A 14,057-nucleotide genomic window follows, 5' to 3' on the forward strand; every position below is an offset into this window, starting at 1 on the left:
CTATGTTATTTATTGGAAGAGAAAAACTAAAAGACAGATTAGGAGATGATGTGTATATAGATGCTTCAAAATCTCATGCAATTTTTATTTGTGGTAAAAGAGGTAGTGGAAAAAGTTATACTTTAGGTGTTTTAGTTGAAGAACTTCAAGAAAAATACTCCGAGTATCTAAAAATTATTATCGACCCAATGGGGATATTTTGGACTATGGTAGAGCCAAATGAAGAACAGGAAGAAGAACTTTGGGATTGGGATTTATATCCAGAAAGATATCCTGTTAAGTTAATAGTCCCTGGGGAAATAGAGGAAAGATTTGACGAAGATGTTATAAAAGAAATGGAAAATAGGGGAGTAGAATTTAAAAAACTTCTTTTGAATCCTTCTGATATCTCAGCAGAAGGATGGTGTGATTTATTCAATTTAAATATAAACGAAATTATGGGAATTGCTTTGTATAGGGCAATTGATAATATTGAAAAAGATTTTTTCACAATAGATGATATTATTTATGAGGTTGAGATGGATACAAAATCAAAAGAATCTACAAAAGAAGCATTAATAAATCGTCTAAACATGGCAAAAAAGTGGGGAATTTTTTCAGATGAATACATTCCAATAGAAAATATTTTTGAAAAAAATTCAATAAATGTTATTGATTTAAGTGTTATTGAAAGTGGAAGATATGGGTTAAGAGATTTGATTGTATCAATAATTGCAAAATACTTATTTAATCAACGATTGAAAGCAAGAAAAAAAGAAATGTTAAATTTACAATCAAAAATGCCAAAAGTTTGGCTGTTTATTGACGAAGCACATAATTTTATTCCTTCTGGGAAATCAACATTATCAAAAGAAATTCTAATAAGATGGGCAAAGGAAGGACGACAGCCTGGGTTAAATTTAGTTATAGCTACTCAACAACCATCAGCAATTGACAATGAAGTTTTAAGTCAATGTGATATAATCTTTGCTCATAAAGTGACTAATAGAGAAGATATAAATGCATTAAATAAGCTCAATCAAGAGTATATGGGAAAGGAACTAAAAGTATATATTAAAGATTTAAATAAAGGAGAATGTGTTTTTATTGATGATGAAAAAGAATTCTTAAAAATTATAAAAATAAGAACAAGAAAAAGTAAACATGGAGGAGGAGAAAAGTAAAAATATGAAATTATTTATAGAAAAACAGGAATTAACAAAATTTTATTAATTTTAGGAATGGAGTTAAATAGTATTTATCACATATAGTCAATACTGACAATAAATAATAACCTAAATGATAATTATAAAGTATTTGAATAAAAAAATAATAAAATATAAGACTCAATACGGCTCATAAAATAAATAAAATCCTAAATGAAATTCTGTTCTGTATTATTTATGTCCTTTCTCAGTTTTATACTAACAGTGCATATTATTATCATCTGTTTTTTATTGATTTATAAATATATGCTATTATTTTAATATATTGTCTTGTATTTTCTTTGTAATGTTCATTGTTTTATTATTTAGTGCAGATACTACATTATTAACTGATTCATCAACTTGTTTCCAAGTATCTCTAACTTCCTTTATATAGAAGTATGCTGCAATTGTAGAAACTACTACTGCTGCTAAAATTAATATTGCTAACTCCATAGAAATCTGTCCTCTTTCAGAATATACTTTATTTATCACGTAAATCCTAACCTCTTAGAATTTTGTTACTAAATACTTAACCAACTAAATTATATTGTATACTATATTAATTATTATCCTTTGTGAGAGTATGGAGATTGGATTAAGTGTATTAGCAGAGAACAAAGTTGGAGTTTTACATAAATTAACTGGAGTAATTGCAAAATTAGGAGGTAATATTTTATATACTCAACAGTTTATAACCTCTGAAAATTATGGATTTATATATATGGAAGTTGAGGATATAGATATAGAGCAATTAAAAAAAGAACTTGATAAATGCAACTACATTAAGGAGTATGAGATTCACAATACACTAAAAAAGATATTTGGGAAGAGAATAATTATTATTGGTGGAGGGGCACAAGTTGCAGAAGTGGCTAAGGGAGCTATAAGTGAAGCAGATAGACATAACATAAGAGGAGAAAGAATAAGTGTAGATACACTACCAATAGTTGGAGAGGAGAATATTGCTGAAGCAGTTGAAGCTGTTTTAAAACTTCCAAGAGTTGGAATTTTAGTTTTAGCTGGCTCATTAATGGGAGGAAAAATAACAGAAGCTGTTAGAAAAGTAAAAAGTAAGGGAATTCCAATAATTAGCTTAAAAATGTTTGGTTCTGTCCCAAAAGAAGCTGATTTAGTTGTTGGAGACCCAATTCAGGCAGGCGTTTTGGCAGCTATGGCAATAGCTAAAACAGCTAAATTTGATATAAATAAAGTTAGAGGGAAAGTTTTATAAATTTATAAATTATAAATTTATAAAAGTTATACTCTTAGTTCTAACTATTAAAATACAGCTGAGATTTTAATATGAGAACATTAGTTAATGTCCTAATAGAATAGTATTTAAATAATAAATAACTAATAACTAATCTATCATTAATTGTAATGAAAAAATCTCAATGTATATTTTAGCTTGTTATGGGATTTGTATGGTAGATGTTCCTGTTGAAGTGGCAATGAATAAACCAATGTTTGTAAAATATAATAAGCCAATTGATGAATTAATCAACCTAATGGTAAAAAATTTAAAAAATTTTGCTATTTTATTGGATGAAAACAATAATCCTGTTGGTATTGTTACTGTAACTGATATTATAAGGTATCTTATATTAGAAAAAGGAGATAGAAAAGCACCTGCTTATACTATTGCTACTAAAAAATTAATAACAATAACTCCAGATACTTCAATAGAAAAAGCTTTAGAAATAATGAAAAAACATAAAATTTCAAAGTTACCAATAGTTAAGGATGGGAAAATAATAGGAATAGTTACAGAGAATGAGCTTATAGAAATTTTACCATACATATTAGATTCTCTAAAAGAGCTTGTAGATTATCTAAATGATATTATATCAGAAGAGTTAAAAGAAGAAGATTCTAAAGACAAAAGTCATCTCCAAAAAGATGAAAGCAATAAACAAATATCATCAAAAATAACTGTTAAAAATAAATAATTTTTAAATTAAATTTACTCAATAATTTCAATTGCTTTAAATGGACATGCTTTTAAGCAATTTTTACAACCTACACATTTCTCATAATCAAATTCAACACTAAAATCTTCTTTGAAATATATTAAATCAAATGGACATTGGGTTATACAAGCTCCACAATGAACACATTTCTCTAAGTCTCTTTTAATAACATTTTTTATTTCTTCTAACTCACCATATTTAGATAAATATTCTAAAGCTTTTTTTATAGTTTCTTCATCTCCAATAATTTCTAAAATTAAAAATGCTTCTTGAGGTTCAACTTTTGCCTTTAAAATATTTATTTTAGCTCCTGTCTCCAATATAGTCTCTGCAATAACTGGCCTACTTATATATTTTGAATCTGTCCAGTAGTATATTCTCTTTTTCATATCTTATCTACCTATTAATCTTGATAAATCTTCTGATGTAACTATACCAACAACTCTGTTATTTTTATCTACAACTGGAATTCCAGATATTGAGTATTTTTCCATCTTTTTAGCTACTATCTCAACTGGGTCTGTTTCTTTGGCAGTTATTACATTTATAGTCATTATTTCATCAATTGACTTCTTACCCAATGCTATGGCCTTAGCTATATCCCAAGATGTAACAATTCCTAATAAAATACCATTTTCATCTACAATAGGAAGATGGTTAATATCATATTTCATTAATATTCTTGAAGCTTCTTCAATAGATATATGTGGTTTAGCAGTTATAGCTGGTTTTGTCATTATATCTCTAACTAAGATAACATCAGATTTCATTGGCTTACATTCTCCCTTTCCTAATGGTGCTACTCTTTCAGTTAATAAAAACTTTCCTTCCAATATCCATTTTTTTAATTCTTCTGCTACTTCTTTGGCTTTTTTATAGCTTGAAACTGAACCAGTTTTTATCTCTTTAAGAACTTTTTTGTTATCTATCTCTACCTCTAAACAAATCTTTCCACTTCTTAAATCTTTATATGTTGTTTTTCCAATTAATGGTCTTTCTCTTCTTGGAACTCCATAGTCATATATAGGAACTTCAATATCCTCATCCCTTATAGCACATCTTTTGGCTATTTCTTCATTTAGAACAGGAATTGGAATCCCTAAACCAATATACAATGTTGGTCCATACATAGGCATTGTAGCTGCTCTTAAAAATTTATCACTTATCTCTTTTAAATTACCTTTAACCATTAAAGTTCCAAATGGAGGATTATGTTGTGTTCCTTCTCCAACTATATACCCTACTCCTCCACCCAAGAATATTTTAGTCCCTATTCCTATTGTATTGTAACTGTTAGTTTTTGGATTATAGTCATTTTGTAGAGGATTTAATTGTCCAGCTCCTGAGTAGTGTATATTTCCAAATTCAGGTAAGAGAACTCCCATATAAGTATAAATCTTCTCTTCTCTACTGTTTGTAGCAGCAGCATAGGTTTGGTAGCAGTTCCTTGGATTTAACATAATTGCCTGATTTACATCATCTAAGGTAATTCTGATATTTATCTCCTTTCTTGGATAACAGTCAGTTGTATATCCTTCTGCATATAGCTCTATTTCTTTTCCTCTTACCAAATCTTCTATTACATGAGCTCCTCCATAATCTATATCAATATCAGGGTCTTCATTTGGTTGAGCAGCTCCAATATATGTATCTACTGCTGCTAATCCACCATAAGCTAAAACATTATTTAGATAGATATTTAGCATTTTAATTGGAGGGTCTGCATGCCCAAAATTAAGAAAAACCCCTGATGAGCACATAGCTCCAAATGTTCCAGTGGTAACTACATCTACATACTCAGCTGCTTTTTTTGCCCCTTCTTCTTCAACAATTTTAATCATTTCCTCAGCAGTAACAACAACAGCCTCTCCTTTCTTAATTTTTTCATTTATTTGTTTTATTGTTTTCATAAAAAAATCCCTTTTCTTTTTTTGGTAAATTTATGTTTTGTTTTAAAAGTAATATTTAAAAGCTACTACTATTTAATTTGAATATATGGATATAAAATAGAACAAACTTGAATTTTATAATTAAGATTGTAAGCACAAAATAATTTTAGTCCTCTAAGTGATACGATTTTAACAATAAAAAAGATTTCCATACCAAGGCGGTCTTATTTTAACAGTTATGAAAAAATATAATTTCAAAGTATGATATGAGATTTCCATACCGGGACGGTCTTATTTTAACATAAGTACGTGTTTGACTATTGGGGAATTTGGCATAAATTTCCATACCGGGACGGTCTTATTTTAACTTTATACTTATTCCACAATTGGCTTATTTTTCTTTGATTTCCATACCGGGACGGTCTTATTTTAACTGAATATCAACTATTTTTCCATTCAAATTCTCATAATCAATTTCCATACCGGGACGGTCTTATTTTAACTTTATGGAGAATGTATTCAATTGGTTGCACAAGCTTATTTCCATACCGGGACGGTCTTATTTTAACTGTAAATGAGTATGTTTTAAGCATATTGTTTTCAAATATTTCCATACCGGGACGGTCTTATTTTAACTTGATATGTTCATATAAAAGCTCTTTATGCTCTTGAACAATTTCCATACCGGGACGGTCTTATTTTAACATAAGTATAATCAGTGTCAGTGTCATAATTAGTTCCGTCATTTCCATACCGGGACGGTCTTATTTTAACATAATGAAAAAAGTGAAGCTGAAAATAATGAAGCTAATTTCCATACCGGGACGGTCTTATTTTAACGTTAATAAGTCAGAGGAAATTAAGCCAATTATATTTCCATACCGGGACGGTCTTATTTTAACTTAACTGCTTTATTGATTTCAAAATACACCAATTTAATTTCCATACCGGGACGGTCTTATTTTAACAGGAGGCACATTTTATACGTAATAATATAGCAACGTTCTCATATATAAGCTTTTTGGTACTAAAATTTTCGAAGGGTGGGTTTCCCTATTTATTTATATACCTTTGAACTTTTATAAAAATCTTTCTATTCCATATTTTTCAATTAAAAATTTTTTATATCTAAAAACTAAACCAATTTATCAGGGATTTTCAAATATTAAAGGAAACAACTTAAAACTCTAAAAAATCTCAATAAATTATATAATCTAAATATATAAAATATTAAAAATACAGACCCCCTCTGTATTTCCCCAAAAATCATTTAAATTAAAAATAAACAACTAAAATCCAATAAAATCAAAAAATAAAAATTTTTAGCGTGATAATTGTTATCTGAATATATGGAAGTATATGCATTACCAACCAAAATATTTAAATAATAGTATTATTTATATAGTAAAGTTAGTTATTAAGTTAAACATCAAAATAAAAAAATAACATAAAATTTGGAGGGATAGTTATGGAGTTGGATTATGAAAAATTTGAAAGAGCAGCAGAAATCTTTAAAGCATTTGGAGACCCAACAAGATTAATGATTTTAAAGTTATTAGCAGATAATGGTAGTATGTGTGTTTGTAAAATAATAGAAGAGTTAAAAAAACCACAACCAACAATTTCACATCACTTAAACATCTTAAAAAAAGCTGGAATTGTTAAAGCAAGAAAAGAAGGAACTTGGAACTACTACTACATAGTTAATGACAAAGTTAAAGAAATCATAAAATTAGTTGATGAATTATAGATAAAAATTTTTTTATTTTTTCAGCCCCGGGAAACCGCGGGGAACGAGCACTCCGGCGCGAGGAGTTCCCTTTGCTCCCCCGGGGCACATCTCCAATATACTCCTTGATAATCCTGTTTTTATAACATTTAAAAAGTAGTTGTTAAACCAGTAGTTTTTAAACTTTTTAAGAATATACTCACTATAATTATAATCTACATCTACTTTTGCCTCAATTAATATTAATCCTTCTGGAACTGCTGGAGGAGGACTTTCTTTATAGTTGTTAGATAAGAGATTATCTATCCAACTTATAGGTTTTTCTTTTAAAGAAACTAAATTTAATGCTGAAACTATTTTCCTAACCATTTGCCATAAAAAGCTTTCTCCAATAATATCAATAGTAATAAAAAATTCATTCTCTTTAATATCTATTTTGTATATTGTCCTTATAGGTGATTTTTCTTTACTTTTATCTTTCTTACAAAAGTTGTGAAAAGATTTAGTCCCTACTAATTTTTTAGCTCCTACTTTCATTAATTCAATATCTTGTCCAATTTTTGGTAAGATATATCTATAATGTCTATATTCAACTTTTGGTATTTCTTCTATTTCTTTATATCCCAATATCCAAATTCCAAAATTATTTAGTTTATAGTTGATATACTTTATAGTGTTTTCATTTATTTCTATTTCATTATTAATATCTAAAACTACAAAATTACCCAGAGCAGATACTCCTTTATCAGTCCTACCTCCTGAATATACAATTTTTTTAGTTTTTAGTAGGTTAAGGTCTTCAAAAGTATCTAATATCTTATCACAAACTGTCTCCTTATGTGGTTGTTGTTGAAATGAATACCTCCCATCATAAGCAACTTTAAAGATATACATCTAATATCAACCAAATGACTTAGCTATATTGTATGTTACAAAACCTTCAACTATTCCAGCTATTAAAAATAAAATAATTGAAAATAATAGGAGTTTAATAGATTCTTTTAGATAATAGCTATTTCTATTAATAATAAACTGGATAACTCCATAATATAATAATATTCCTGCTGATACAGATAGTATTAAAGCTGGAATTTCTATAACTCCATGAGGTAAAATTAGATAAATAAATGTCTTTTCTCCAAATTTGTAGAGAACATAAGAAAGTAAATAAGTATTTACAAGTAAGACAAATAATGAAAAGAAACCTATTATATAGTTCATTAAACAAACTCTTAAATTATTTTTCCAGATAATAGATACAATTTCAAAGTTGTTCATATCCTTAGAAAATCCTAAGTTTTTAACTTGTAGTTTAAAATTGTTAAATAATAAATCCCCAAAGTATGTGAATTTTGGAACAAATTCAATTAAAATATATGAAACAATAAAACTTAAAATAAAAAATATAGAAACTCCTAAAATAACATTTTTATTTTTATAAACACTCCTAATAATTTCCCTAAAACTAAAAATTTCTTTTATAGTGTCAATAATTTTCATTAAATTATATGCTTCATCTATCATTGTTTATCTACCAAGTTCTTGGTGTGCCTTACCTAAATGATGTGATGCCAAAGCCCCTAATAAAGAAAGTTCTCCAGCTAAAACAGCAGCTCCAACAATTTCAGCAAATTTTTTAACTTTATTATCTCCATAACATCCCATTATTTCTAAACACTCTCTTTGTGTTTCTACTCTTGTCCCTCCACCTATAGTAGCTAATGGTAAATCTGGTAGAGTTACTGAAAAATATAATCCATCTTCATCTACTTCTGCAATAGTTATACCTAAACTGCCTTCTACTATATGAGCCTCATCTTGTCCAGTAGCTAAGAATATAGCCCCAACTATATTGGCATAGTGTGCATTAAACCCTAAACTATTACTTATAGCTGAACCTATATAATTTTTTAATCTATTTACTTCTGCTATTCTTTCAGGAGTTGTTTTTAAATATCTTTCTACTTCTTCTCTATTTAAAAAAACTTCTGCTACTACACTCTTACCTCTTCCCTCTATTATATTTATTCCAGCAGGTTTTTTATCTACACAGGCATTACCACTTACAGCTATCAACTCTATATCTATACCTTCTTTCCTTAATTCTTCAACAATAAAATTAGATGCCTCTTCTGTGGCAATAGTGGCCATATTCATTCCCATAGCATCTCCAGTAGTATAGCAAAATCTTGGATATATATATCTTCCAGCTATTAAAATAGGTTGAATTTTTATAAGTTTTCCATGTCTTGTTGTAGATTCAGCAACTTCCTTAATTCTATCAAAATTTTTTATAATCCATTCTTTAACTTTTATACAATCAACAACACTCTTTGTTTTAAAGCATGGTGCTCTTGTCATTTTATCTTCCAATATTCTTACAGTTGCCCCTCCACATTTTGTAATTATTGAGCAGCCTCTATTAACTGATGCTACTAATGCTCCCTCAGTTGTTGCTAATGGTATAAAAAATTCTCCTTTTGCATATTCACCATTAACTTTTAATGGTCCAGCAAAACCAAGAGGAATCTGAATAGCTCCAATCATATTCTCTATATTCTTTTTAATAGCAAGTTCCTCATCAATTGAATAGTGTTTTATATGCTCTAACTTTGTATTAGTTTTTATTTCTAAATATTTCCTTCTCAATTCAGTTGCTTTTTTATATCCAACCAGTTTATCTAACTGATATGGCTTTATTTCTTTATTTAAAAGTTTTTTTAACATTTCATCCATAAACTTTCACCTTAAAGCATACTCTAAAATCTCTCCAAATCTTGATTTTACCACTTCTCTTTTACCTAAAACTTTTGCATGTGCATCTAACTCAACAATTGCATAGTCATAAATCTCTTTTATTGGATAGTATGTCCTTGGTCCATCTGAAACAGCTATTTTTATAATACTACTATCTAACTCCTCAACTGGCAAAGCATGAGGAATTCCTGCAACTACAACAGCAGAAATATCTAATTTTTTTAAAATTTTGATAGCATTCTCTCCTGTTATTGCATACTCATCTAATCCACCAATTATATAATCTGGCTTGAAAAATTTTAATATGTTTTTAGCATCATTCCTAACCTTTGGTAGTCCTTTATTTATATCTAAGTTTCCTAAATTTATACATTTAAAATATTTATTTAGGACAATTAAAGGATGAGCAAATAAATAAGAAGTTTCTTTTTTAGCATTTAAAACACATGCTATTTTTTTATCTTCTTCTTTTAACTCTTTTAAAACTTTAATAACTTCATCTAAATCATCTTCATAGCAAGGTTTAAGGTATCTACTTTTAGCCATTCCTCTACTCTTTTCAAGTTCTGTAGCTTTCTCTAAAAGATACTTCTGCCTATTGAATTCCTCTTCATCAATTAATCCAATTTTTAGAGCTGATTCCATTGCTTTTATAGCTCCAATTGTATTATCTTCATAACCTCCATAAACCTCTACAGGAATTATTGTTGCCTCTTTATACTCATCAGCAATGCTCCATAAATCTTCTCCTATAATCATACTTGCACAAGTTCCAACTATTCCAATTAATGGATTTTCTTTTTTTAAGTAGTTGATAGCATAATCTAATGCATTTTTTAAGTTTTCATAAGCTCCAAAGACAACAGAATTCTCTGAAATTGAAGAAGTGAATACTCTTACACCATCTAACTCTAACAATCTTGCTGTCCTAAAACAACATCCAGATGGTCCATGTATAATTATAGCATCTACTCCTAAATCTCTAAGCTGATACATTGCTCCTGCTATTGGAGAAGGCCTTGGATGAAAAATCATAGTTGTATCCTCCAAAAAATTATTGTATAGTTGTAAAAGTAAATAATTGTTATTAAAAAATATATACTACCAGATATTTCCAGAAAGATATTATTTAATCTATTTGAATAGTTTTAGAATCGTGTTATATTTATATTTGTATATTTTGCATAGTTAAAAACTATTAAAAATAATGCTTTAATTAATACATATGGTGATAACTATGGGGCAGAAATTAACGAGACATAGTCTAATAATGATATTTTTTAGTTTATTAACAGCATTTTTTAACTATCTCTATCAACTTTTTATGGGAAGATTATTAATTCCAGAAGATTACGGAATTTTATTTTCCTTAATAAATATTTTTTATATTTTTAGTGTTTTATCTGCAACGGTTCAAACTACTATTACAAAATATACATCACAATTAAATGCAAAAAATCAACTTAATAAAATTTCCTATTTTTGGAGATATGCTTTAAAAAAATCTTTTATATTTGGAATAATAACAACAATTTTATTTTTTATAGTAACTCCCTTAATTTCTAATTATTTGCATTTATCTTCACCAATACCAGCGTTAATATTATTTTCGTCCCTGTTATTTGCTTATTCCTTGCCAACAAATCAGGGTATCTTACAAGGATTACAAAGATTTGTTCAATTAGGAATTACTCAGACATTATGGGCATTATTAAAGTTTATATTAGGTGTTTTATTAGTTTATCTTGGTTTTAGTGTTAGTGGGGCGTTAGTGCCTTTTTTAGTAGCAAATATAATTATTTTTATTATTTCCTTTTATTTCCTAAAGGATTTAATAAAAATAAAACCTGAAACATTTACAATTCCTAATCTTTATAAATATTCAACCTTAACTTTATTAGCATTATTGGCAAATACTACGTCATACTCAATAGATACTATATTAGCAAAACACTATTTAACTGATTTTTTAGCGGGGATTTATTCCTCAGTTTCTGTATTAGGAAAAATAATTTTATTTGCTCCAGGAGGTGTAGCAGTAGTTTTATTTCCAAAAGCATCAGAACTAAAAGAAAAAGGGCTTAATCATTTCAATTTATTTATAAAGGCACTAATATTGACTGTTATATTAACTTTACCTACATTAATATTATTTAGACTTTTCCCAGAGCTAACTATAAAAATTATATTTGGAGAGAAATATTTAAAAGCAATACCATATTTATTTAAATATAGTTTAGCAATGTTTTTCTTTGCAATTTCTGGGTTGATTATGAACTATCTCATATCATTGGGGATAACAAGGATATCATACGCTCTAACTTTAACCTTAATAATTGAAATCGTTGGAATTACTTTGTTCCATCAAAATATAAATCAAATAGTAAATGTTGTTTTAGTAGTATCAATGTTGTCTGTTATTGTTCAAATTCCATTTTTATTAATAGTTAGAGGGAGAATATGAATATAAAAGAATTTAAAAAATATAAAATTCCAATAATTTATTTTATATTATCTTTAATAATCTTAATTCCAATTTCTTCAAATAAATATTTTTTTTTATTAGACACATTACCAAAGTTAAACAATCAAATTTTTATTATGCATTTTTATGGTTTTTTTGTCCCATCATATGGAGGAACTCTACCCTTTGATATATTATCTAATTTAATTCCAGCAGATGTCTTTCAAAAATTACTATTATTATTTATACTATTTTTCAGTGGATTTTCAGCTTATTCATTAGCAAAGAAATTAACTAACTCAGAAGTTGGAAGTTTTTATGCAGGTATTTTGTATATGATTAATCCCTACACTTATATAAGAATAATAGTAGGTCATTGGCTTATTTTATTTGCATACAGCTTATTACCATTGGGAATAAAATACTTTATAGAGTTATTAGAAAATAGAGATAAAAGGTCCATTATAAAAGCAACATTAATAACTTCATTGATTGCTTTCAATGCACACACACTGTTCATGGCTTTCATGGCTTATGGTATAATATTAATCATAAAATTAGCAAGAGAAAAATCTATAAAGCTATTAAAACCTGTTGGTTTATTTTCAATATCATTTACAGTATTAAATCTCTACTGGTTAATACCATTACTAACAGCAAAGTCTTCGTCATTGGTAAATTATATAACAATTCATGATTTGTATGTATTTGCTCCAAAGATTGATTCTTTCTCAGCATTATTTACATTGGCGAGTATGTATGGATTTTGGAGACCGGCTTATACTTATGCAAAAGATTACCTCCCATTTTGGGAAATACTTTTTGTTATAATCTTCTTCCTCTCAATTCATGGATTTATAAGCTACTATAAAAACAAAAAAGTTAATATTTACATAATATCATTTGCTCTTATTTGGCTAACTGGATTATTATTTGCTACAGGTGTAACAGGACCTTTCAAAGATATATTTCAATTTCTTTTTGACAACATATTTATTCTAAAAGGGATGAGGGATACTCATAAATTTGTTACCTTGATAGCTTTATCCTACTCAATTTTAGGAGCGTTTGGATTAAAAGAGATAATTGAAAATATAAAATCAGATAAAATAAAAAAAGCCGTAGTAGTTTTCTTTATTTTAGTCCCTCTAATTTATTCATTTACATTCTTTAACGCCTTTGATAATCAAATTAAACCTACTGACTATCCAAAAGATTGGTATCAAGTAAATACATTCTTAAATAAAGATAAAGATGATTTTAACATCCTATTTTTTCCTTGGCACTTATACATGGACATCCATTGGGTTCCAAATAAAGATAAAAGAATAGCAAACCCAGCACAAACATTTTTTGACAAATATGTTATATCAGCAAAAAATATTGAAGTTCCTGGAATATATACTGAAGTTTATACTCCATATCAGAACTATATCAATCACATCTTACAAAATAAAGATAGAATAGAGAATTTTGGTTCTTTAGTAGCTCCTCTTGGAGTAAAATATATTTTACTTACAAAAGAAGTGGATTATAAAAACTACAACTTCTTATTTAAACAGAAAGATTTAAAATTAATCTTAGAAACAAAAAATTTCTATGTGTTTAAAAACGAAAGGTATAAAGGAAAGATTTATTCAGTTGAAGGAATTAAATATGTAAAAAATTTTGATGAATTAATAAACTTAAGTAATAAAGAGGATATATCAAAAGAATTAATTTTAATAGGAAATGGAACTAATAAAGCCTCAGACAAATGGAAGCCATTAAATTACAAAGAAATAAATCCTGCAAAATATGTTATTGAAGATAAGCCTTTAAAATACATAATATTCACAAACGAATACTCAAAAGATTGGGTGTTAAATGGAAAAAAACCTTTAAACGCTTATGGCGTTGTCAATGCCTATGAAATAAAAGAAAATGAAAATAAATATATCATAACTTATGAAAGGTTTTATAAAGTGTGCTTACCTTCTTATATAATTTCCTTGATATCTCTAATGTTATGTATCGTATGTTTAATTAAAGAGAAACTAAACTTAAAAACCAAATAAACCT

General features: G+C 27.7%; 13 protein-coding genes and 1 CRISPR repeat array. Of the genes, 6 read left to right on the forward strand and 7 right to left on the reverse strand.

Annotation, left to right across the window (positions count from 1 at the left end; translation table 11 throughout):
• The first annotated feature begins 2 nt into the window (after positions 1-2).
• Positions 3-1,163 (forward strand): ATP-binding protein, encoded by a 1,161-nt coding sequence (locus ACPB8Q_RS06500; protein WP_423792372.1) that lies wholly within the window; start codon positions 3-5, stop codon positions 1,161-1,163.
• Positions 1,164-1,457: 294 nt separating this feature from the next.
• Here the strand turns inward: ACPB8Q_RS06500 and ACPB8Q_RS06505 are convergent, their stop codons facing one another.
• Positions 1,458-1,679, reverse strand: a complete 222-nt coding sequence (locus ACPB8Q_RS06505; RefSeq protein WP_423792373.1) for a class III signal peptide-containing protein — start codon at positions 1,677-1,679, stop codon at positions 1,458-1,460.
• Between the two features lie 91 nt (positions 1,680-1,770).
• Here ACPB8Q_RS06505 and ACPB8Q_RS06510 point away from each other — a divergent pair, with 91 nt between their 5' ends.
• Together ACPB8Q_RS06510 and ACPB8Q_RS06515 are read left to right on the forward strand one after the other, a co-directional pair.
• Complete coding sequence (locus ACPB8Q_RS06510; protein WP_423792374.1) at positions 1,771-2,418, forward strand: DUF5612 domain-containing protein; 648 nt, start codon at positions 1,771-1,773, stop codon at positions 2,416-2,418.
• Positions 2,419-2,581: 163 nt separating this feature from the next.
• Positions 2,582-3,136, forward strand: a complete 555-nt coding sequence (locus ACPB8Q_RS06515) for a cyclic nucleotide-binding/CBS domain-containing protein (RefSeq protein ID WP_423792375.1) — start codon at positions 2,582-2,584, stop codon at positions 3,134-3,136.
• A 14-nt stretch (positions 3,137-3,150) separates the two neighbouring features.
• On the opposite strand, the gene ACPB8Q_RS06520 is transcribed toward ACPB8Q_RS06515, so the two are convergent.
• Positions 3,151-3,546 carry a 4Fe-4S binding protein gene (locus ACPB8Q_RS06520; protein WP_423792376.1) on the reverse strand — a complete coding sequence of 132 codons (396 nt, stop codon included), beginning with the start codon at positions 3,544-3,546 and terminating at the stop codon, positions 3,151-3,153.
• Positions 3,547-3,549: 3 nt separating this feature from the next.
• The gene (locus ACPB8Q_RS06525) at positions 3,550-5,067 is read right to left on the reverse strand and encodes a homocysteine biosynthesis protein (protein WP_423792377.1); all 1,518 of its coding nucleotides are present in this window, start codon (positions 5,065-5,067) and stop codon (positions 3,550-3,552) included.
• Between the two features lie 183 nt (positions 5,068-5,250).
• Positions 5,251-6,014: a CRISPR direct-repeat array (repeat unit 30 nt; unit sequence ATTTCCATACCGGGACGGTCTTATTTTAAC).
• A 500-nt stretch (positions 6,015-6,514) separates the two neighbouring features.
• On the opposite strand from ACPB8Q_RS06525, the gene ACPB8Q_RS06530 reads away from it, so the two are divergent.
• The gene (locus ACPB8Q_RS06530) at positions 6,515-6,796 is read left to right on the forward strand and encodes an ArsR/SmtB family transcription factor (protein ID WP_423792378.1); all 282 of its coding nucleotides are present in this window, start codon (positions 6,515-6,517) and stop codon (positions 6,794-6,796) included.
• Between the two features lie 12 nt (positions 6,797-6,808).
• Here ACPB8Q_RS06530 and truA read toward each other — a convergent pair whose 3' ends face one another.
• The 4 genes from truA to cfbD are packed head-to-tail and all read right to left on the reverse strand — an operon-like array spanning position 6,809 to position 10,567.
• Positions 6,809-7,669, reverse strand: a complete 861-nt coding sequence (truA, locus tag ACPB8Q_RS06535; protein WP_423792379.1) for a tRNA pseudouridine(38-40) synthase TruA — start codon at positions 7,667-7,669, stop codon at positions 6,809-6,811.
• Between the two features lie 6 nt (positions 7,670-7,675).
• Positions 7,676-8,299 (reverse strand): stage II sporulation protein M, encoded by a 624-nt coding sequence (locus ACPB8Q_RS06540; protein WP_423792380.1) that lies wholly within the window; start codon positions 8,297-8,299, stop codon positions 7,676-7,678.
• Between the two features lie 3 nt (positions 8,300-8,302).
• Positions 8,303-9,511 (reverse strand): hydroxymethylglutaryl-CoA reductase, encoded by a 1,209-nt coding sequence (gene hmgA, locus ACPB8Q_RS06545; RefSeq protein ID WP_423792381.1) that lies wholly within the window; start codon positions 9,509-9,511, stop codon positions 8,303-8,305.
• Positions 9,512-9,517: 6 nt separating this feature from the next.
• Entirely contained in the window at positions 9,518-10,567 is a 1,050-nt protein-coding gene (gene cfbD / locus ACPB8Q_RS06550; protein WP_423792382.1) for a Ni-sirohydrochlorin a,c-diamide reductive cyclase catalytic subunit, read from the reverse strand.
• 235 nt (positions 10,568-10,802) lie between these two features.
• Here cfbD and ACPB8Q_RS06555 point away from each other — a divergent pair, with 235 nt between their 5' ends.
• Positions 10,803-11,996: an oligosaccharide flippase family protein gene (locus ACPB8Q_RS06555; RefSeq protein ID WP_423792383.1), complete on the forward strand. Its 1,194-nt coding sequence runs from the start codon at positions 10,803-10,805 to the stop codon at positions 11,994-11,996.
• Positions 11,993-14,053 (forward strand): alpha-(1->3)-arabinofuranosyltransferase domain-containing protein, encoded by a 2,061-nt coding sequence (locus ACPB8Q_RS06560; protein ID WP_423792384.1) that lies wholly within the window; start codon positions 11,993-11,995, stop codon positions 14,051-14,053. Before ACPB8Q_RS06555 ends, ACPB8Q_RS06560 begins: the two co-directional genes overlap by 4 nt.
• Positions 14,054-14,057 lie beyond the last annotated feature (4 nt).

This window comes from Methanocaldococcus indicus (assembly GCF_049554935.1).
GTDB classification, from domain to species: domain Archaea; phylum AGJL01; class Methanococci; order Methanococcales; family Methanocaldococcaceae; genus Methanocaldococcus; species Methanocaldococcus indicus.